We start from the raw sequence: 19,662 nt of genomic DNA on the forward strand, positions 1-19,662 counted from the left end.
AAGCCGGCCGGAATGCGCCGCGGTCCGCGCGCTGGCAAGCATCCTGGTTTGCGAGCCCATAGCTGCACGCTAGATGATGTCGACCAAAAGGGACAAGCACATGATCGATCTCTATTATTGGCCGACGCCGAACGGGCACAAGATCACGCTTTTCCTCGAGGAGACCGGGCTGCCCTATCGCGTGCAGCAGATCAACATCGGCAAAGGCGAGCAGTTCGCGCCCGATTTCCTGGAGATCGCGCCGAACAACCGGATGCCCGCGATCGTCGACGATGCGCCGGCCGACGGCGGCGCGCCGCAGAGCGTGTTCGAGAGCGGCGCGATCCTGATCTATCTCGCGCTGAAGACCGGGCGTTTCTACGGCGAGACGCCGCGCGAGCGCACTGAGATCCTCCAGTGGCTGATGTGGCAGATGGGCGGGCTCGGCCCGATGGCCGGGCAGAACCATCACTTCTCGCAATATGCGCCCGAGAAGATTCCGTACGCGATCGATCGCTATGTCAAGGAAACCAACCGTCTCTACGGCGTGCTGGATCGGCGGCTCGCGGATCGGCGCTTCATCGCCGGCGACGATTATACGATCGCCGACATAGCCGCTTACCCGTGGATCGTGCCGCACGACCGGCAGGGCCAGCGGCTTGAGGATTTCCCGAATATCCTGCGCTGGTTCGCCGAGATCGGCGAACGCCCCGCCACCATCGCGGCCTATGCGATCGGCGAGAAGATACGGACGACGAGCCAGCCGATGACCGACGAGGAGAAGACAGTGCTGTTCGGGCAGACCGCCGCGAGCGTAGCGCCCGTCGCATGACCCCGTCTGCAGGCGCGCCCGCTGCCAACGCGATCCGCTTCGTCCTGCTTGCGGTGCTCATCGATTCGATGGGCTTCGGCATCGTCATGCCGGTGCTGCCGGATATCGTGATGAAGCTGGGCCATGTCGATCTGCCCGAGGCCACGCGGATCGGCGGATGGCTCGGCGTCGTTTACGCGGCGGTGCAGTTCCTGACCGGTCCGTTCGTGGGCAATCTCGGTGACCGCTTCGGACGGCGGCCCGTGCTGCTCGGCGCGCTGGCGGGCTTCACCGCCGATTATCTGCTGCTGGCGTTCGCGCCGTCGCTGGCCTGGCTGTTCGTCGGGCGCGCGCTCGCGGGCCTGTTCGGCGCCTCGTTCGGGCCGGCGGGGGCCGCCATCGCCGACATCTCCGCTCCGGACGAGCGCTCGCGTTACTTCGGGATGATCGGCGCTGCGTTCGGGATCGGCTTCATCGTCGGCCCCGCGATCGGCGGGCTGCTCGGCGAATTCGGACCGCGCGCGCCCTTCTATGCGGCCGGCGCGCTCTCCGGCGCCAATTTCTTGTTCGGCCTGGTCTTCTTCCCCGAGACGCTCAGCTCGGGCAACCGGCGGCCGTTCAGCCTGGCGCGAGCCAATCCGGTCGGGGCGTGGCGGTCGCTCGGCAAGCTGCACGGCGTGATCCCGCTCAGCATCGCCGCCTTCTTCTGGCAGGTCGCGGCGATGATCTATCCGGTCACCTGGGCCTACTTCGCGATCGCCGCCTTCGGCTGGACGCCCGGCATCATCGGCGCGTCGCTGGCGATGGTCGGCTGCCTGATGGCGCTGAGCCAGATCCTGCTGGTCGGCCCGGTCGTGAAACGGCTGGGCGAGCGCGCCTCGGTCGCGGTCGGGATCGCGGGGGCGACCGCGCAGTTCCTTTGCTATACGATCATCCATGACGGCTGGATGGTGTTCGTCGTGATGCTGCTGATGCCGATCCAGAGCCTCGTCTTCCCCGCGATCAACGGGCTCATGTCGCGCAAGGTGCCGCCCGATGCACAGGGCGAGTTGCAGGGGTTCAACGGCAGCATCGCCGCGATCGCGGCGATCTTCGCGCCGGCGATCTTCAGTCCGGCGCTGGCTTACTTCACCAGCCCCGGCGCGCCCTTCCAGTTCGTCGGGATCGGCTTCGCGATGGCGAGCGTGCTTGCGCTCGTCTCGCTCGCGATCCTGCTGCTGGCCGGACGCCGGCCGGATCAGATGCCGCCGTCGACCGCCAGATAGCCCGCCTCGGACAACCGCGCGATCAGCTCGGCCGAGCATCGCCCGAGCTCGTCCTCGTCGGTCGAGCGGATCACGAAATTGGCGCCTGTCCGCCCTTCGCGGAAGAAGGGGTAGGAGCCGATCTGGCAGCCTTCATGATCCTTCTCGGTCACGCGCAGCAGCTCGGCGACCTCGCTCTCCGCGACCCAGCAGCCGATCGTGCGGCTGACGAGCGGGAGCCCGCCCTCCAGCGTGCCGGTCAGCGCCTCCAGCATGCGCGCGGCGATATGCGGCACGCCCGCCATGATGAAGATGTTGCCGATGCGGATGCCGGGCGCGCCGGACATCGAATTCTCGATCAGGCTCGCGCCTTCGGGCACGCGCGCCATACGCAGCCGCGCCTCGTTGATCCCGCCCTTGGGCGCGTAATAGGCCTCCAGCACGGCCTTGGCCTTGGGATGGACGATGACGGGCACGCCCAGCGCGGCGGCGATCGCATCGACGGTGATGTCGTCGTGGGTCGGGCCGATCCCGCCGGTCGTGAACAGATAATCGTTGCGGCCGGCGAGCAGGGTCACCGCCTCGCCGATCGCATCCATCTTGTCGGCGACGACGCGCACTTCGGCAAGGCGGATGCCCTGGACGTTGAGCCAGGAAGCGGTCTGCGCGATATTCTTGTCCTGCGTGCGGCCTGACAGGATCTCGTCGCCGATGACGAGCAACGCGGCCGTCCAGATGCGTGCCCTGTCCATGCGCGCCGCCATAGCGCCCCGCGCCCGGCTGGCAAAGCGCGCGGCATCGTCTATATTCGGAGCATGACGCATTATCAGGTGATCACGTCCGACGACGTCGTCTCGCGCACGGGCGCGATCAAGCTCTATGGCCCCGAAGGGTTCGAAGGCATGCGCCGCGCGGGCCGCCTCGCCGCCGAGATCCTCGATGCGCTCGCCGCGCATATCGTCCCGGGCGTGACGACCGAGGAGATCGACCAGATCGTCTACGACATGACGATCGCCGGCGGCGCCGTGCCCGCGACGCTCGGCTATCGCGGCTACACGCACAGCTGCTGCATCAGTCTCAACCATGTCGTCTGCCACGGCATTCCGGGCCCCAAGACGATCAAGGACGGCGACATCGTCAATGTCGACGTCACGCCTTTGCTCGATGGCTGGCACGGCGACACCAACCGCACTTATCTCGCCGGCGACGTGCCCTTGAAAGCCAGGAAGCTCGTCGAGGTCACCTACGAATGCATGATGCTCGGCATCGCACAGGCGAAGCCCGGCAACCATCTCGGCGACGTCGGCCACGCGATCCAGACGCATGCCGAGAAGCACCGCTACGGCGTGGTGCGCGACTTCTGCGGGCATGGCGTGGGGCGGCTGTTCCACGACGCGCCCGAGGTCGTCCATGTCGGCCGGCCGGGCACCGGGCCGGAGCTGAAGCCGGGCATGTTTTTCACGATCGAACCGATGATCAATATCGGCCGCCCCGACGTGAAGGTGCTGGACGACGGCTGGACGGCGGTGACGCGTGACCGCAGCCTCTCGGCGCAGTTCGAACATTCGATCGGCATTACCGAGACGGGCTGCGAGATCTTCACGAAGAGCCCGGCCGGGCTGGACATCCCGCACCTTCCGAAGGGCTGAGCAGGCGCCGAGTGGCGCCGGAAGTTCACGAACTTCACGACATTCCCTTCTCGAAACGGCGTTCCGGCGCGCGAAAGGTCACTGGAAAGTCGCACCAATGCGCGCGTGCGCGGGGGCGTGTACGCGTGCATGGGCGCGCGAGCAGGGCAAAGGCGGGCGGAACGACAATGGGCCACGGCGTCCGACTCCGGAAGGATGAGCGGACAGACCAAGTCTTACATCAAATCCTACATTGCAAAGGGCAATCTGGCGGGGTGACCGGATCGGTTACGGCCGTTGTGGCGCCCCCTTTCCGGGTGCGGGAGGTCTGAGGAAGTCCTTTGGAGAACAGTCCCACCTCCGCTGCAGTCACTGCCGCGCCAACGGGCCGTTCGAGATCAGCCCTCGCGAGCTGACTTCCAAACGCATTGGTCGCCCGACGTGAAAGCGGGCTGAAAGCAGCCACCGCTCTCGCCCCCCACGAATGCGTGGACCGACCTGAGCGCGTCGTTGAACAGCGGCATCTTCTGGGCGAGCAATGCCGCGCTTGGCCCGAACAATGCGGGCGCCAATGGCCAGAAGACGTTGCAGGCGTGGATCACCGACAATGCCGGATCGCAGCTGACGGTTGTCGGGGTCAGCATCGGGGTCGGCTCCGGCTGGGCGGGCGACTTCAAGGGCGCGGTCGACAATGTCGATGTGCGCTTCGATCGCGCGGCGGCGATCGTCTCCAATTTCGAAGTGGCCGCGGTGCCCGAGCCCGCAACGTGGGGGATCTTCATCGGCGGATTCGGCCTGGTCGGCGGCGCGCTGCGGCGCAGCCGGCGGACGAGCGTCCGCTTCGCCTGATCCCGACGAAACGGCGAGCGCCGCCGGTCGCGAGACCGGCGGCGTTTCGCTGCCTCAAGCCAGCGTCATCACGCCTTCGATCACCGTAACGCAAGTGCCGCCGAGGACGACGCGGTCGCCCTCCAGCCGGCAGGTCAGGTGTCCGCCGCGCGCCGAGGCCTGGAAGGCGGTGAAGCTCGTGCGGCCGAGGCGCTTGGCCCAATAAGGCACGACCACCGCATGCGCGGAGCCGGTCACCGGATCCTCGTCGATCCCGCCCGCAGGCGCGAAGGCGCGGCTGACGATGTCGGTCGAGGTTCCGGGCGCGGTCACGATCGTCAGCCAATCGCCGACGCCGGCGAGCGCGCGCATGTCGGGGGCGCAGGCGCGCACCGCCGCCTCGTCCGCGAGCACGACCACGCCATAATCCTTGGGATGCCACAATGTCTCGACGACGCCGGCGGGATCGATCTCCAGTGCGGCGACGACCTCCGGCAGAGGCTTGGGCGACGGCGCCCAGGCGGGCAGCGTGAGCGCGTAGCCGGCACCGTCCCGCGCGACTTCCAGCACGCCGGCCTGGCGGGTGCGGAAGCGGACCGACGCGCGCTCACCGATCAGGACATGGCCCGACGCGAGCGTCGCATGGCCGCACATCACGACCTCCGAGGTCGGAGTGAACCAGCGGAGCTCATAGTCCGCCTCTTCGCCCGCGAGCGGGACGGTGAAGGCGGTCTCGGCGAGGTTGTTTTCGGCGGCGATCGCCTGGAGCACCTCATCGGCGAGCCATGCATCGAGCGGCATCACCGCCGCCGGATTGCCGGTGAAGGGCCTGTCGGCAAAGGCATCGACCTGGGTCAAAGGCAGTCGCGTCATGGGTAGAGCAATCCTTCGGTCCAGCCGTCGCCGTCACGCGTGAACAGGCGGCGCTCGTGGAGGCGATGCGCGCGATCCTGCCAGAATTCGATACGCTCGGGGTTGACGCGATAGCCGCCCCAATGCGGCGGGCGCGGCACCGCGCCGCCCTCGAAGCGCGCGGCCATCTCGTCGAAGCGCGCCTCGAACGTCTCGCGCGCGTCGAGCGGGCGCGACTGGTCCGAGGCCCAGGCGCCGAGCTGGCTGTCGCGGCCGCGGCTGGCGAAATAGGCGTCGGCCTCGTCGGCGGCGACGATCGAGACCGGGCCCTCGATCCGCACCTGCCGGCGCAGGGACTTCCAGTGGAACAGCAAGGCGGCGCGCGGCGTGCCCGCCAGCTCGCCCGCCTTGCGGCTCTGCTGATTCGAATAGAAGACGAAGCCGCGCGCGTCGTGCCCCTTCATCAACACCATCCGCGCCGAGGGCTGGCCATCGGCCCCGACGGTAGCGAGCGTCATCGCGACGGGATCATTGGGCTCACTGGCCTGCGCCTCGGCGAGCCAGGTTTCGAACAGAGCGTCGGGATCGGTCACTGTCTGGCGGTCGGTCATGGCGCGGGTCTATAGGGGCGTAAGGCGCTCGCGCGAAGCACCGGAAATTTGGAGAGCAGATAGTGGCGGTTGCAGCCCTCGATTTCGCGTTGGGCGAGGCGGCGGACATGATCCGCGAGACGACCGCGCGCTTCGCCGCCGATCGGATCGCGCCGATCGCCGCGCGGATCGATCGCGACGACGCTTTCCCGCGCGATCTGTGGCCGCACATGGGCGCGATCGGGCTGCACGGCATCACCGTGGCGGAAGAGGATGGCGGGCTCGGGCTCGGCTATCTCGAGCATGTCATTGCCTGTGAGGAAGTGGCGCGCGCCTCGGCCTCGATCGGCCTGTCCTACGGCGCGCACTCCAATCTGTGCATCAACCAGATCCGCCGCTGGGGATCGCCCGAGCAGAAGGCGCTCTATCTGCCCAAGCTGATCTCGGGCAAGCATGTCGGCAGCCTGGCGATGTCCGAAGCGGGCGCGGGATCGGACGTCGTCTCGATGACATTGCGCGCACGGAAGGCCGAGGGCGGGTGGCGGCTCGACGGCACGAAGTTCTGGATCACCAATGCCGGCGAGGCGGACACGCTCGTCGTCTATGCCAAGACGGATCCGCAAGCGGGATCGAAGGGGATCAGCGTGTTCCTGATCGAGAAGGGCATGGCGGGCTTCGCGATCGGCCAGAAGATCGACAAGATGGGGATGCGCGGATCGCCGACCGCCGAGCTCGTGTTCGACGATTGCTTCGTTCCCGATGCCAACGTGATGGGCGAGATCGGCGCGGGCGTGCGGATCCTGATGTCGGGGCTGGATTATGAGCGCGTCGTGCTTGCGGGCATCCAGCTCGGCATCATGCAGGCGTGCCTCGACGTGGTGCTGCCTTATGTGCGCGAGCGCAAACAGTTCGGGCAGCCGATCGGCAGCTTCCAGCTGATGCAGGCGAAGGTCGCGGACATGGCGGTCGCGCTCAATTCGTCGCGCGCTTACGTCTATGCGGTGGCGAAAGCGTGCGATGCGGGGCGGACGACGCGCCACGATGCGGCGGGGGCGATCCTGCTCGCCAGCGAGAATGCGGTGAAGGTCGCCAACGAGGCGGTACAGGCGCTGGGCGGCGCGGGCTACACGAAGGATTGGCCGGTCGAGCGCTATCTGCGCGACGCGAAACTGCTCGATATCGGCGCGGGCACGAACGAAGTCCGCCGCTTCCTGATCGGCCGCGAGCTGATCGGCGGATGAGCGCTCAGCGCCCCACGAACAGGAACGCGACCGCGCCCATGATGCACAGGAAGGCGGCGGCGTGGCGCCAGTGGAGTGGCTCGCCGAGCACGAGCACCATGAAGCCGCCGAAGACGATCAGGGCGAGCGCCTCCTGCACGATCTTGAGCTGCCCGGCCGACCAGCCCGACGCGAAGCCGATCCGGTTGGCGGGGACCGCGAAGCAATATTCGACGAAGGCGATGCCCCAACTGATCAGGATCACAAGCGCCAGCGGCTTGTTCATTCCGCCCTTCAGGTGCCAGTACCAGGCGGTGGTCATGAACAGGTTCGAGACGAGGAGGAGCAGGATCGTCGGCATGGAGCGGCTTTAGCGGCCGACCGCCCGTGCCGCCAATGGCTTCCCTCCGGCACGTGCGTCCCATAGCCTGACCGTCTTTCGACGGAGGATATATTCGCCATGCTGCTCTCCTTGTTCGCCGCCGCCGCGCTGACCGCCGCTGATCGCGCCGCGGTGCTCGCGCCCGTCGAGGCGACCTTCGCCGCATTGGCCGCGCACAACGGCCAGGCGATCCTCGCGCAGACGTGGGGCACGGGCGGCGCGACCGTCGCGACCGAGAAGGAGGACGGGACGCGATCGGTGCGTCAGCTGAGCTGGGCGCAGTTCGCGGAGGCGATCAAGCCCGCGCCAGAGACGTATGAGGAAAAGCTCGGCGACACGATCCTGCGCGTCGATGGCGATATCGCGATGGTCTGGGGGCGGTACACGTTCCGCATCGACGGCAAGGTCCACCATTGCGGCATCGACCATTTTCAGCTGACCCGGATTTCCGGCCAGTGGAAGATCACGAACCTCAGCTGGTCGACGCGGACGACGGGGTGCGGCGCCTGAGATCAGGCGAAGAGCCGGTCGGGCATCACCTGCTCCGGACGCACGCCGAACGCTGCCAGTTGCTCCGGCCACGCATCGCCGAACAGCAAGGCCTCTGCCGCGAGCGCCATCGCCGGCGCGGTCTGGAGGCCGTAACCGCCCTGCCCCGCCAGCCAGAAGAAGCCCGGCGCATCGGGCGCGAAGCCCGCGGTCGGCACCTTGTCGGCGGTGAAGGTGCGCAGCCCCGCCCATTTCGTCTTCACGCGGCCGACTTCGAGGGTCGTCGCCTCCTCCACGCGCCACGCCGCGAGCGCGACGTCATAATCCTCGGGCTGTGCGTCAGTCGGCTCGGTCGGGGTCACGTCCATCGGCGAGGCGAGCAGCCGCCCGGCATCGGGCAGCATGTAGAAGCCCTCGTCGCCCGCCGTCTTGGTGAAGGGCCAGGCCGCTATGTCGAGCCCCGGCGGCGGATCGAAGCCGATAATCGTGCGCCGCATCGGCTGGAGCCCGAGCGGGCGCACGCCCGCGTCGATCGCGATCGCATCCGCCCACGCGCCGCCGGCATTGACGACGATCCCGGCGGAGAGGCTTTCACCGGCCGTCTCGACGATCCAGCGCGCTCCGTCGCGCCGCACGGCGATCGCGCCGGCGTCGGTAACGACCTCGCCGCCGCCTGCGCGCACCGCTCTCGCATAGGCCTGGAGCAGCAGATCGCTGTCCAGCTTGCGCCCGCTCGTGTCGAGCAATCCCTCGACGATGCCGTCTGCGCCCGTCTTCAGCACGGGGACGATGTCGCGCATCTCGGCGGGGCCGACGCGCGTGATCGTATCGGTGAAGCGCGCCATCTCGCCTTCCAGCGCGCGCAGTTCGCCGAGCAGTTCTGCGGTGGCGATGAACAAGGCCGGCTTGGCGAGCGACAGCGCGCCTTCGACGAATCTCTCCGGCGGCGCCTCGAAGAAGGGTCGGCTGGCCGCGGTCATCCCGCGCACGGTCGCGTCGCCGATGCCGTAATGGCAGAAGGTCGCGCTGCGCCCCGACGAATGATAGCCGAGCGCGCTCTCGCGTTCGATCACCACCACCCGCGCGCGCTTGCCGAAGCGCATCGCCGCCGAAAGCCCGGCGATCCCGCCGCCGATCACCACGATATCCGTTTGCCGCATGCCCCACCTTAAGCACGGGCCGTGCCGCTTGCCAGCCGCGCAGGGGGCGGCTAATTCGCAACTCTCCTGGGCTGGCCGTTGGAATATGGGCGGTCGAGGATTATCGCGGAATCCGCCGATCCGCGGGTGTAGCTCAATGGTAGAGCAGAAGCTTCCCAAGCTTACGACGAGGGTTCGATTCCCTTCACCCGCTCCACTATCCCGGTGGACGGCTGCGACGCTCGCGATGCGGAGACAGCGATGCGCGTCGTGAAGGGCTTCTGGCGGCTGCTCGTGGGGATCAAGGACGCGCTCGTCCTGCTCCTGCTCCTGCTGTTCTTCGCAGCTTTGTTCGCGGCGCTCTCGGTACGCCCCAACCCCGCAATCCCGACCTCCGGCGCACTCGTGCTGAAGCTGGACGGGACGATCGTCGAGCAGCCCGCCGATGCCGATCCGCTTGCCGTGCTCTCGGGCAATGGTCCTGCGACGCGCGAATATCGGCTGCGCGACGTGGTCCGCGCACTGCGCGTCGCCTCGACCGACGCGAACGTGAAGGCGGTGGTGCTCGATCTCGATCGCTTCGCGGGCGGCGGGCAGGCCGCGCTTGCCGAGACGGGCGAGGCGATTGATGCGGTGCGCCGCGGCGGCAAGCCCGTGCTCGTCTATGCGACCGGCTATGCCGATGACGGCTACCAGCTCGCCGCGCATGCCAGCGAAGTGTGGCTCAATCCGCTCGGCGCGGTGTTCCTCGCCGGCCGGGGCGGCTCGCAACTTTACTATAAGGGCCTGCTCGACAAGATCGGCGTGACCGCGCACCTCTATCGCGTCGGCCGCTTCAAGTCGGCTGGCGAGCCTTATATCCGCGCCGACCAATCGCCCGAGGCGAAGCAGGCCAACCAGGCGCTGGCCGACAGTCTGTGGGCGCGCTGGGGCGAGGAAGTCTCGAAGGCGCGGCCCAAGGCGAAGCTGGCGGCCTACATTTCCGATCCGGCAGGTTCGCTGGAACGCGCGGGCAACGATACGGGCAAGGCCGCGACCGATGCCGGGCTTGTCGACCAATTGGGCGACCGCATCGCGTTCGGCCGGCGCGTCGCGGCGATCGCGGGTGCGGCCACGACCAACCGGCCCGGCGACTATCAGGCTCTGCCGCTCGATCGCTACCTCGCCGCGCATCCGGAAAGCGCGGCGGGCCGCGTCGGCGTGCTGACGATCGCCGGCGAGATCGTCGATGGCGAGCGCGGTCCGGGCACGGCGGGCGGCGAGACGATCGCCCGGCTGCTGACCGACGAGCTCGGCAAGAAGCGCATCAAGGCGCTCGTTATTCGCGTCGATTCGCCTGGTGGATCGGTGACCGGTTCCGAGCGGATCCGCAGCGCGATCCTCGAGGCGAAGGCGCAAGGCCTGCCGATCATCGTCTCGATGGGCTCGGTCGCGGCCTCGGGCGGCTATTGGGTATCGACCCCGGGCCAGGCGGTGTTCGCGGACCCTGCGACGATCACCGGATCGATCGGCGTGTTCGCGCTGATCCCGACCTTCGAGGGTGCGCTCGCCAAAATCGGACTGTCGGCCGACGGGGTCGCGACGACGCCGCTCTCGGGCCAGCCCGACGTCTTGCGCGGCACCTCGCCCACGGTCGACCGGCTGATCCAGGGCAGCATCACGAGCACCTATGCGCGCTTCATGAACATCGTCGGCGCGGCGCGGCACATGACGCCGCAACATGTCGACGAGATCGGCCAGGGCCATGTCTGGGCGGGCGGCACCGCGCGCCAGCTGGGGCTGGTCGATCGCTTCGGCGGGATCGACGACGCGATCGCCTTCGCCGCCTCCGCTGCGAAGCTGAGCGGCGCGGATGCACGCCCGCGCTGGATCGAGCGCGAGCCCAATCCGTACAAGGCGCTGCTGCGCGACTGGACCGAGCGCAAGCCCGAGGGCGACGCCGATGCGGTGGTCGATCCGCTCGCGCGCATCGCCCGCGCGCCGCAGACCGCAGCACTGCGCGCGCTGACCGATGCGAGCGCGATCCTGTCCGGCCCGGTCGTGCAGGTCCGCTGCCTCGAATGCGGCGGCGCGACCACCCCGCCCGATCCTGCCGCGGTCCGCGCCCTGTTGCCGGGGCTGCTGGCGCGCCTCGGCCGCTAGGATGCTGTCGCAGCACAGCCGCTATGCGCTGAAGGCATTGCTGCATCTGGCGTCGTGCAATCGGGTCGGGCCGCAGCCGATCGTCTCGATCGCGGCCGAGGCGAACGTGCCGCGCAAATTCCTCGAAGCGATCTTCGTCGACCTCAAGCGAAACGGATTCGTCAACAGCACGCGCGGACCGCGCGGCGGCTATGTGCTGACGCGTCCGCCGGCCGAGATCACCTTCGGGCAGGTCATCCGATCGATCGAGGGGCCGCTCGCGCTGATCGGCTGCGCGAGCCAGAAATTCTACCGGCCCTGCCGCGACTGTCCCGACGAGGGCGCCTGCGCGCTGCGGCGGGTAATGATGGAGGCGCGCGAGCAGCTCGTCTCGGTGCTCGACAACCGCACGCTGGCCGATGCGACGAGCGACGATTTCTGCGTGGTGCCGGAACTCGCCCCGGCGGAATGATTAGCCGGCAGCCGCGAAGAAACGTAGATTAGTAACGCTCGCGGCTCTAGCAACGATCCTTCGTCGTCGAGGACCGATCTTGCGCCCACACGCCCCGCTGGAACTGCATCATAGCTGGCCCTTGTTCGAGCAGGACCAGCGCTTCGATCTCGGATTGATGTGCGAGCCCAGGGCGTTCGAACGCGCTTTCTCGCCGATCAGCCGGAGCGATCGCGACGCGGTCGTCCGCGAGGGCATGGGGCAATGGTCCTGCGACCTGACCGACAATAGTCTAACCTGGTCGGATCAGGTTTTCGACCTGTTCGGGCTACCGCGAGGCGCCAAGCTTACGCGCGCCGAGACGGTCGGCTATTATGGCGAGGGATCGCGCGCGGCGATGGAGAAGTTGCGGGCTTATGCGATCCGCCACAGGCGCGGCTTCATCCTCGATGCCGCAATCCGCGGCGCGGACGGCCGCCCCAAATGGATGCGGCTCATCGCCGCTCCCGTCTGCACCGGCCCGCGCGTCACCGCGCTGCAGGGGCTCAAGCTGGACGTGTCCGAAACCTATCGCTGAAGCTCGTCAGGGCCTCACGAACTTCTTGAACGCGCTGTCCGCATTCCAGGTCGGGCGCGCAGGGCCGTTGGCGACGCGCAGCGCCATCTCCGCGACGAAATCGTTGAGCTTGACCGCTTCTTCCTTCTCGACCGGCTGATCCACATCGTCGGACGGCGAATGGTAGCGGACCGCGCGCCATTCCTTCTCGATCGCCTCCTGCGGCGTGCCGCGCGCGAAGCCGAACTTGAACGCGACCGCGGGTATGCCCTGGCGGATGAAGCTGAACTGGTCGGAGCGGGTGAAGCTGTTCCGGTCCGGCAGTGGATCGGGCACGAGCGGCAGCCCCTGCGCGACGCTGACCGCCTTGGCGACCTCGCCGAGGCTGCTCTCCTCGGCGCCGAGGACGAGCACGGTCTCCAGCGGCCACAAGGGCAGCGGCATATCGAAATTGAGATCGGCGACGATCGACTTGGCCGGCACGGTCGGGCGGCTGGCGAAGTAGCGCGAGCCGAGCAGGCCCTTCTCCTCGGCGGTGACGAACAGGAACAGGATCGAGCGCTTGGGTTTGGCGCCCTCGGCCTTCAGCTTGGCGGCGATCTCCAGCACGGTAGCGACGCCCGAGGCATCGTCCATCGCGCCATTGTAGATCGTGTCGCCCTTGATCGGCTCGCCGACGCCGAGCCCGTCGAGATGCGCGGAGACGACGACATTCTCCGACCTCAGCGCCGGATCGGAGCCGGGCATCCGCGCGACGACATTGGCCGACATCACGTCGCGGCGCTGCGCGGCGACCTTGACCTTCAGGCGCTGCGCCAGATCGAAGCCGGCGACGGGCTTCGAGGCGTCGGCGAGCGCCGCGACCTCTTCGAACCTATGACCCGAGCCCTTGAACAGCAGCTCCGATTTGGCCGTGTCGAACATCGCCGAGAAGAAGGGCGTCTTGATGTCGCGCAGCGCCGGATCGGCCAGGAACATCGCCGGTTGCGACGCGACGAGCATCCGCCGCGGCCAAGGAATCTCGATTTGCTTGGGCGGGGTCAAGGCGATGATCCCGAGCGCGCCCTTCTCCGCCAGATATCTGGTCCGCTCGGACCGCGCATTCGACTTGAGCGCGCCGGAGATGGTGGAGGGGCCGCCGGCGATGACGACGACGATCTTGCCCTTCACGTCGAGCCCGGCGAAATCGTCATGCTTGGCCTCGGGGATGCGCAAGCCATAACCCGCAAACACCAGAGGCGCGTCGATCGCCTCGCGTGCGGCGCCACCGCCCCCCGACACGATCATTGCATCGGGCACGCCGATCGGCACCGATCCGTCCGGTCCTTCCAGCGACGCCTTGGTCTCCGCGCCGAGGATCCTCTGCTCGGTGAAGGCGACGGGCTGGAGGAAGCCGTTGACGCCGGCGGGCTCGAGCCCCAGCGCCTTGAGCTTGCCGATCACATAATCGGCGGCGCGCAGATGATCGGGCGATCCGGTGATCCGGCCCTTCATGTCATCGGCGGCGAGCACCTGGACATGCGCCCACCATTGCTCGCCCCGCGTCGCGGACACGCCCGCGGTGGCAGCAAGCAAGGAAGCGGCAAGAGCGAGGGTGCGGCGCATGGGGTCTCCGGAAGATCGAGCGGCGCGAGGATGGCCGAGGGGGGCGGCCAAGGGAAGGCCCCCTTGCCGAGGAACATGCTTTTCCGCGTGACGATCGATCGGCGGACATGCCACGCTTGCCGGAGACGACCGCATTCCCGCCGGAGCAGCCTGTTCATGCCCGATTTCGACCTGAAGCGCCTGAAGGGGAAGAATCTGTTCGTCGGCACGCCGATGTACGACGGGACCTGCACCTCCGCCTTCGCCTTCGCGATCACGCAGCTGACCGCCTTGTGCGCGCAGCTCGACATCGGGCTGCGCTTCTACTTCCTGAGCCACGAGGCGCTCGTCACCAAGGCGCGCAACATCACGGTCGACGAATTCCTGCGCTCGGGCCATGACGCCTTGCTCTTCATCGATGCGGACATCGGCTTCGACGCGCGCGATGCGCTGCACATGCTCGCGCTGCAGATGCAGGATGCGGGCGAGCGGACCTACGACGTCGTCGCCGCGCCCTATCCGCTTAAGCGGCTGGATTGGGCGGTGGTGCGCACCGCCGCCAAGGCGGGCGCGGGCGACGCGGACGCCGCCTTGCTCGCGCGCACGTCGAGCCGGGTCGCGATCCATCCCGCGCACGATACGAGCTTTCCGATCGACCGGCCGGTGGAGGTGACGAAGGCGGGTACGGGCTTCATGATGATCCGGCGTGCCACGTTCGAACGCTATCGCGATGTCTATCCCACGCGCACCTACGGGCCGGGCAGCGTCGCCGCGGCGGGCGAAGGCGCAACCGAGATGCACGCATTTTTCGAGACCGAGATCGACACCAAGCAGGGCCATCTGCGCGACGAGATCAAGGCGTATCTCACGCGCTTTCCCGAGGCGACACCCGCCGAGATGCTGGCCTTCCTCGACAGCGACGAGGAAATGGGCAGCTATAGCGGATCGCACATCTCGGAGGATTATGCCTTCTGCCGCGAGGTGCGCGCGGCGGGAATGAAGGTGTGGCTCTGCCCGTGGATGGTCCTCACCCACACCGGCACGCATACCTTCACGAGCCGGCTCGCCGATCTCGGGGCGATCGGGGTGCTGTAGCAGACCGTTTTAATTTTCGCCGTTCGCACTGAGCTTGTCGAAGCCTGTCCTGAGCGCCTGCCTTGGCAGGCAGTCGAAGGGTGCTGTCCTTCTTTCGACGGCGGCAAAAAGGACGGTGCTTCGACAGGCTCAGCACGAACGGGTTGGGGAATGCCCCGGCCGAGCGCTCAATAGAGCGTCGTCAGCACCACGCCGATCGCGACCGCTGCGCCCGCGAGGATCTGCGTGGCCGAGAGCCGCTCGCGGAACAGCCGATGGCCGGCAAGCGCCGCGACCGGCGCCTCGATCACGCCGAGCGCGCGCACCGGGCCGGCGGGCGACAGAGCCAGCGCGACGAACCAGCCCGCCGATGCGCAGGCGCCGCAGAAGCCCGCGCCGAGCGACCGCCGCCAGCTCATGGCGACCGCCCGCAGCGCCCTGCGATCCCAGATCGCGAGGATCAGCGACAAGCCCACGGCCTGCATCGCTTGGACGATCGCGACACTGGCGAGCGCCGAGACCATCGGATGATGCGGCTCGAGCGCGAGCGTCGCCTGGCGGAAGGCGTTCAGTGAGAAGCCGAACAGCAGGCCCGACAGGATGCCGAAGGCCGCGCCCGAAATCGGCTGCGGGCCCGTCGCGCGGCGCGACGGCCAGGTCAGCACCGCGAGCCCCGCGGTCGTGATCGCGACGCCGACCCAGGCGATTCCGCTCATCGTGTCGTGATAGACGATCAGCCCGAGCAGGGCGGCAAGCGGCAGCGAGCTCTGCTGGAGCGCGGTGCCGACCGCGAAACCCGCGCGGTGCATCGCGACGAGCAGGGCGGCGGTCGCCAGCACCTGGCTGAGCGCGCCGGCGACGGCCGATACCCAGAAGTGCGCGCCGAACTGGAACGCGACGCCCGAAGACAGCAGGAGCGCGATGCCGACGAACAGGATCGAGAAAGGCAGGCCGAACAGGAAGCGGACGAGGGTAGCGCCCCACGGCCCGGTCTCGCTCATGATTCCGCGCTGGAGCGCATTGCGCCCGACCTGGAAGATGGAGGCCGCGATCGTCGCGGGGATCCAGAGCAATTGGAACATCGATGCGCCCGTCGTCACGTTGATCCGGGCAGCGAGCTCCGACCTTCCGTCGCGAGAGCCATTACCGACCCAGCGGTCGCTTTGCATCGCCAAAAAGCGCGGACGTGCCTCGAAAAAGGAGATGGACAGCGGGCGGCTTAAAATGCCCTTCTCCCGTGATGCCCGAGCCTCGCATCGCCGTGATCACGCCTTATTACCGCGAGCCGCTCGCGATGCTCGAGCGCTGCCACCGGAGCGTGATCGCGCAGGGCCTGCCCGTCGATCATCTCATGGTCGCCGACGGGCACGCGCTCGATGCGATCGACGGCTGGCCGGTCGGCCATGTGAAGCTGCCGCGATCGCATGGCGACAATGGCAATACGCCGCGCGGCCTGGGCGGGCTGCTCGCGGCGAGCGAAGGCCATGACTTCATCGCCTTTCTCGATGCGGACAATTGGTATCATGAGGGGCATCTGCGCTCGCTCGTCGCGCTGTGGGAACAGACGCGCAGCCCGGTCTGCGTTTCGCTGCGCACCTTCCACGATGCGACGGGTGCGCAGCTGCCGATTCGCGAGCCCGACGAGGAGGCGCTCCGCCATGTCGACACGAGCTGCCTGCTGATCCACCGCTCCGGCTTCGAAAGCCTCCCCGTCTGGCTCTCGATGCCCAAGATCCTGTCGCCGATCTGCGACCGCGTGTTCCTCGCCGGCCTGCTCCACCGCAAGCTCGCCATCTCGCTGACGGGCCAGCGCACGCTCGCCTTCCAGACGCAATATCGCCAGCATTTCCTCTCAGCCGGCTGGCCGGTGCCGGAAGGCGCGAAGGATGCAGGCGAACTCACCCCCGCGCTCGATTTTCTGGCGACGGGCGACGGCGTCACCCAGTGCGTGAGCGCGATGGGCTTCTGGCCGCTCAGCTACGTGACGATCTAGCGAAAATCGATGAGCGGCGTGCGCCGGACGGACCGCGCGCCGCGACATAAGACCGAAGTCTCTCTTGCGCGCGGACTCGCACTCGATACGAATGGGGCATGGGTCGGGAGGATCAGTGAGGGGGCTGTTGCTGGCAGCGGTGGCGGCCGCGACGATCGGCATGCCCGCGCATGGCGACAGCGTTCCCGAACGGACCCGGCTCGATCCCCCATCGCTTGCGCGCAACGTGCCGACGCTGGCGATGCTGCGTTCGAAGCTCGATGCCGAGGCGCGCAGCGGATCGGCGCGCGTCGGCCTCGCCGCGATCGACATCACGACCGGCGACATGGTCTCCGTTAATGGCGATCAGCATTTCCCGATGGCGAGCACGGTGAAGGTCGCGATCGCCGCTGCCTTCCTCCACGGCGTCCAGCAGGGGCGGCTGTCGCTCGGCGCCAGTTACGGGCTATCACCGGCACAGGCGCGCCTCGCCCGCGGCCTCGGCGACATGCGGCTCCACGGCCGCTCGCTTTCGGGCGCGGAGCTGCTCGATCTGATGCTCATCCGCAGCGACAATGCCGCCGCCGACACGCTTCTCGCCGCGATCGGCGGCACGCGCGCCTTGGGCGGCTGGCTGGAGAATGCGGGGATCAGCGGCCAGCGCGTCGATCGCTCGATCGCCGAGCTGCTGCGCGATCATGAGTCGAAGAAGCAGATCCGCGTCGGCAAGGGACGGCGGCGTCACTGGATCACCGTCTCGGTGCCGCGCGCCGCGCCGGTCGGCGACACGCGCGACAGCTCGACGCCCGAGGCGATGGTCGCGCTTCTCGCCAAGCTGCGCAACGGCGAGCTGCTCGATCGCGAGCGCACCGCTTATCTGTTCGGGGTGATGGCGCGCTGCCGGACGGGTCCGTACCGGATCCGGGGCCTGCTACCCGCGGGCACGCCCGTCGCGCACAAGACCGGGACGATGAACGGCATCACCGACGATGTCGGCGTCATCGGCCTGCCCAACGGCCACGAACTGGCGGTGGCGATCTTCGAGACGGGCGGTGGCGGCGCGCGCGCTCACGATCGCAAGATCGCGCAGCTCTCGCGCATCCTCTACGATCATTTCGGGGCGACGAGCTGACGCGCCCGGATCGTCAACCAGCCATGCTTTCGAACACGCCGTCACGGCGGACCAGCGCGTGGAAAAGCGCCGCGCCGATATGGCCGAGGATCAGTAGGAAGAAGGCGTAGGCGAGCAGCCCGTGCGCCGCCCGCAGCAGGCCATAGACGACGATGTCGTGCGGCAGGATCGGAAACAGCACGAAGCCCTTCCAGATCGTGACCGGATAGCCGCCCGCCGACTGCATCGCCCAGCCGATCAGCGGCATCGCGATCATCAGCGCGTAGAGCAGATAGTGTGAGCCCTTGGCGGCGGCGACCTGCAGCGGCGGGAGATCCGCCGGCAGCGGCGGCGGGCGGTGCATCAGGCGAACCGCCAGCCGGATCAGCGCGAGGATCAGGATGCCAAGGCCGATCGGCCGGTGCCAGGCGAGCAGCTCCGGATAGCGCGCGGTCGTCGTCGAGAGCATCCCCGCGCCGATCAGCAGCATCGCCAGGATGAGCGCCGCCATCAGCCAGTGGAGGATACGGGCGGGGAGAGCGAAACGGGGCGTCACAGTGTCTTCCCCTGCTGATAATCGAGCGTGATCGCGTCGGGCTTGGGCCCTTCGAGTGCGCGGCGCCGGAATGAAGCGGCATAGGCCGCGGAACGCGCGGGCAACAACGGATCGTCCGACGCGGCCACGCCCTTCGGCAGGATCAGCGGATCGTAATTGTAATCGCGGCAATTGCCGGCCGCCTCGGTCGTCGCGGCATCGAGGACGAGCGTGCCCGCGTCGATTTGCCTGTGCGGCCCCGTCCAGCGGATCGTGGCATTGTCGGTCCGGTCGCCCGGATTGGCCACGACGAGGATCATGCGCCAGCGGATCGGCCCCTGCTTCACCCGCGCGAGCAGTTCATCGAACAGGAAATCCTTGGGCCGCTTGTCCAGCGTCGCCTTGTCGAGCTCGGTAAACGGTGCCTCCGGCTCGAACTGCCAGCGGACCGCGCGGCTCGTGCCCGCCGCATCGAGGAAGCGGAAGGCGTTGATGCTATAATAGGGGCCGTTGGCGAAGCTCGACGGCAGCGGCGCGGTCTTCATGTAAGCGAGGAACGCGGCGGTCTCCGGGTGGCTCGCGACAAACGGTCCGATCTTCGCCGGATCGGGCTTGCCGGTCTTGGGATCGGGAATGCTCGCCTGCTGGAGCGCAACGAAATCGGCGGGGTTGGAGACGACGAAGATCGGCGTGTGATCGATCGCCATCCGCCATTCCTCACCCTGCGGCAGCGCGAAGCGCAGGCCGAGCGCGTGGAAGACCGGGCGGCCGTCCGCCGAGATCGGATCGCCGCCGCCCGTCGAGGCGCGGCCGATGACCGGATAGGAGCCGCGCTGGAACAGCGCCGCGCGCGACAGCACGGCTCCGGCGCCGTTCGCATCGAAATGTCCCGAGACGCACAGCCCCTTTGCATGCGCGCGCCGAAAGCCCGGATAGACCTTGCCATTGGCCGCCTGCAGCACATCGGCGACGGCCGCGCCGCTGATCCGCCCGCGACCGATCCAGCCGCCTACCCAAGCGAAGATCAGCGCCAGCGCCGCGAGCAAGGCAGCGATGAGCGCAAGGCGCGGCAAGATCCTGATCGGTACGGCCACTG

Annotated in this window: 21 protein-coding genes and 1 tRNA gene; 13 read left to right on the forward strand and 9 right to left on the reverse strand. The window is 68.1% G+C overall.

Annotated elements, in window-relative coordinates; translation table 11 throughout:
- Positions 1-100: 100 nt before the first annotated feature.
- Both Q4F19_RS18505 and Q4F19_RS18510 read left to right on the forward strand, forming a co-directional pair.
- Positions 101-811, forward strand: coding sequence for a glutathione binding-like protein (locus Q4F19_RS18505; RefSeq protein WP_303546079.1), 711 nt, complete (start codon positions 101-103; stop codon positions 809-811).
- Positions 808-2,055: an MFS transporter gene (locus tag Q4F19_RS18510; RefSeq protein WP_303545836.1), complete on the forward strand. Its 1,248-nt coding sequence runs from the start codon at positions 808-810 to the stop codon at positions 2,053-2,055. Before Q4F19_RS18505 ends, Q4F19_RS18510 begins: the two co-directional genes overlap by 4 nt.
- On the opposite strand, the gene Q4F19_RS18515 is transcribed toward Q4F19_RS18510, so the two are convergent.
- Positions 2,028-2,786, reverse strand: a complete 759-nt coding sequence (locus Q4F19_RS18515; protein ID WP_303545839.1) for a competence/damage-inducible protein A — start codon at positions 2,784-2,786, stop codon at positions 2,028-2,030. The genes Q4F19_RS18510 and Q4F19_RS18515 overlap by 28 nt on opposite strands.
- Before the next feature lie 63 nt (positions 2,787-2,849).
- Here Q4F19_RS18515 and map point away from each other — a divergent pair, with 63 nt between their 5' ends.
- Together map and Q4F19_RS18525 are read left to right on the forward strand one after the other, a co-directional pair.
- Complete coding sequence (gene map / locus Q4F19_RS18520) at positions 2,850-3,683, forward strand: type I methionyl aminopeptidase (protein ID WP_303545842.1); 834 nt, start codon at positions 2,850-2,852, stop codon at positions 3,681-3,683.
- 489 nt (positions 3,684-4,172) lie between these two features.
- Positions 4,173-4,511, forward strand: coding sequence for a PEPxxWA-CTERM sorting domain-containing protein (locus Q4F19_RS18525; protein ID WP_303545844.1), 339 nt, complete (start codon positions 4,173-4,175; stop codon positions 4,509-4,511).
- 54 nt (positions 4,512-4,565) lie between these two features.
- Here the strand turns inward: Q4F19_RS18525 and Q4F19_RS18530 are convergent, their stop codons facing one another.
- Complete coding sequence (locus tag Q4F19_RS18530; protein ID WP_303545846.1) at positions 4,566-5,363, reverse strand: PhzF family phenazine biosynthesis protein; 798 nt, start codon at positions 5,361-5,363, stop codon at positions 4,566-4,568.
- Positions 5,360-5,953: a pyridoxamine 5'-phosphate oxidase gene (pdxH, locus tag Q4F19_RS18535; RefSeq protein WP_303545848.1), complete on the reverse strand. Its 594-nt coding sequence runs from the start codon at positions 5,951-5,953 to the stop codon at positions 5,360-5,362. The genes Q4F19_RS18530 and pdxH overlap by 4 nt, the downstream gene beginning before the upstream one ends.
- 107 nt (positions 5,954-6,060) lie before the next feature.
- On the opposite strand from pdxH, the gene Q4F19_RS18540 reads away from it, so the two are divergent.
- Entirely contained in the window at positions 6,061-7,173 is a 1,113-nt protein-coding gene (locus tag Q4F19_RS18540; RefSeq protein WP_303546081.1) for an acyl-CoA dehydrogenase family protein, read from the forward strand.
- Positions 7,174-7,177: 4 nt separating this feature from the next.
- On the opposite strand, the gene Q4F19_RS18545 is transcribed toward Q4F19_RS18540, so the two are convergent.
- On the reverse strand, positions 7,178-7,513 hold the full coding sequence (locus tag Q4F19_RS18545; RefSeq protein WP_303545850.1) for a DMT family protein: 336 nt from the start codon (positions 7,511-7,513) through the stop codon (positions 7,178-7,180).
- Between the two features lie 99 nt (positions 7,514-7,612).
- Between Q4F19_RS18545 and Q4F19_RS18550 the strand changes: the two genes are divergently transcribed.
- Entirely contained in the window at positions 7,613-8,044 is a 432-nt protein-coding gene (locus Q4F19_RS18550) for a nuclear transport factor 2 family protein (protein WP_303545852.1), read from the forward strand.
- Positions 8,045-8,046: 2 nt separating this feature from the next.
- On the opposite strand, the gene Q4F19_RS18555 is transcribed toward Q4F19_RS18550, so the two are convergent.
- A complete protein-coding gene (locus Q4F19_RS18555) occupies positions 8,047-9,183 on the reverse strand; it encodes an NAD(P)/FAD-dependent oxidoreductase (RefSeq protein WP_303545854.1) in 1,137 nt (378 codons plus the stop codon).
- A 122-nt stretch (positions 9,184-9,305) separates the two neighbouring features.
- Between Q4F19_RS18555 and Q4F19_RS18560 the strand changes: the two genes are divergently transcribed.
- The 4 genes from Q4F19_RS18560 (at position 9,306) to Q4F19_RS18575 (ending at position 12,311) form a co-directional block, all read left to right on the forward strand.
- Positions 9,306-9,379: transfer RNA gene (locus tag Q4F19_RS18560), tRNA-Gly, on the forward strand.
- A 44-nt stretch (positions 9,380-9,423) separates the two neighbouring features.
- The gene (gene sppA / locus Q4F19_RS18565; protein WP_303545856.1) at positions 9,424-11,304 is read left to right on the forward strand and encodes a signal peptide peptidase SppA; all 1,881 of its coding nucleotides are present in this window, start codon (positions 9,424-9,426) and stop codon (positions 11,302-11,304) included.
- A 1-nt stretch (position 11,305) separates the two neighbouring features.
- Entirely contained in the window at positions 11,306-11,755 is a 450-nt protein-coding gene (locus Q4F19_RS18570) for an RrF2 family transcriptional regulator (RefSeq protein ID WP_303545857.1), read from the forward strand.
- Between the two features lie 79 nt (positions 11,756-11,834).
- The gene (locus tag Q4F19_RS18575) at positions 11,835-12,311 is read left to right on the forward strand and encodes a hypothetical protein (protein ID WP_303545859.1); all 477 of its coding nucleotides are present in this window, start codon (positions 11,835-11,837) and stop codon (positions 12,309-12,311) included.
- Positions 12,312-12,317: 6 nt separating this feature from the next.
- Here the strand turns inward: Q4F19_RS18575 and Q4F19_RS18580 are convergent, their stop codons facing one another.
- Positions 12,318-13,895 (reverse strand): M28 family metallopeptidase, encoded by a 1,578-nt coding sequence (locus Q4F19_RS18580; RefSeq protein ID WP_303545861.1) that lies wholly within the window; start codon positions 13,893-13,895, stop codon positions 12,318-12,320.
- Positions 13,896-14,051: 156 nt separating this feature from the next.
- Between Q4F19_RS18580 and Q4F19_RS18585 the strand changes: the two genes are divergently transcribed.
- On the forward strand, positions 14,052-14,969 hold the full coding sequence (locus Q4F19_RS18585) for a hypothetical protein (protein WP_303545863.1): 918 nt from the start codon (positions 14,052-14,054) through the stop codon (positions 14,967-14,969).
- Positions 14,970-15,136: 167 nt separating this feature from the next.
- Here the strand turns inward: Q4F19_RS18585 and Q4F19_RS18590 are convergent, their stop codons facing one another.
- Positions 15,137-16,048, reverse strand: a complete 912-nt coding sequence (locus tag Q4F19_RS18590; RefSeq protein WP_303545865.1) for a DMT family transporter — start codon at positions 16,046-16,048, stop codon at positions 15,137-15,139.
- Between the two features lie 140 nt (positions 16,049-16,188).
- Here Q4F19_RS18590 and Q4F19_RS18595 point away from each other — a divergent pair, with 140 nt between their 5' ends.
- Together Q4F19_RS18595 and Q4F19_RS18600 are read left to right on the forward strand one after the other, a co-directional pair.
- Positions 16,189-16,941, forward strand: coding sequence for a glycosyltransferase family 2 protein (locus Q4F19_RS18595; RefSeq protein WP_303545867.1), 753 nt, complete (start codon positions 16,189-16,191; stop codon positions 16,939-16,941).
- Positions 16,942-17,056: 115 nt separating this feature from the next.
- Entirely contained in the window at positions 17,057-18,052 is a 996-nt protein-coding gene (locus Q4F19_RS18600; RefSeq protein ID WP_303545869.1) for a serine hydrolase, read from the forward strand.
- A 13-nt stretch (positions 18,053-18,065) separates the two neighbouring features.
- Here the strand turns inward: Q4F19_RS18600 and Q4F19_RS18605 are convergent, their stop codons facing one another.
- Positions 18,066-18,587 carry a cytochrome b gene (locus Q4F19_RS18605; protein WP_303545871.1) on the reverse strand — a complete coding sequence of 174 codons (522 nt, stop codon included), beginning with the start codon at positions 18,585-18,587 and terminating at the stop codon, positions 18,066-18,068.
- Positions 18,584-19,660 carry a catalase family peroxidase gene (locus Q4F19_RS18610; protein WP_303545873.1) on the reverse strand — a complete coding sequence of 359 codons (1,077 nt, stop codon included), beginning with the start codon at positions 19,658-19,660 and terminating at the stop codon, positions 18,584-18,586. Before Q4F19_RS18610 ends, Q4F19_RS18605 begins: the two co-directional genes overlap by 4 nt.
- Positions 19,661-19,662 lie beyond the last annotated feature (2 nt).

The organism is Sphingomonas natans (assembly GCF_030546695.1).
Lineage (GTDB): Bacteria > Pseudomonadota > Alphaproteobacteria > Sphingomonadales > Sphingomonadaceae > Sphingomonas_I > Sphingomonas_I natans.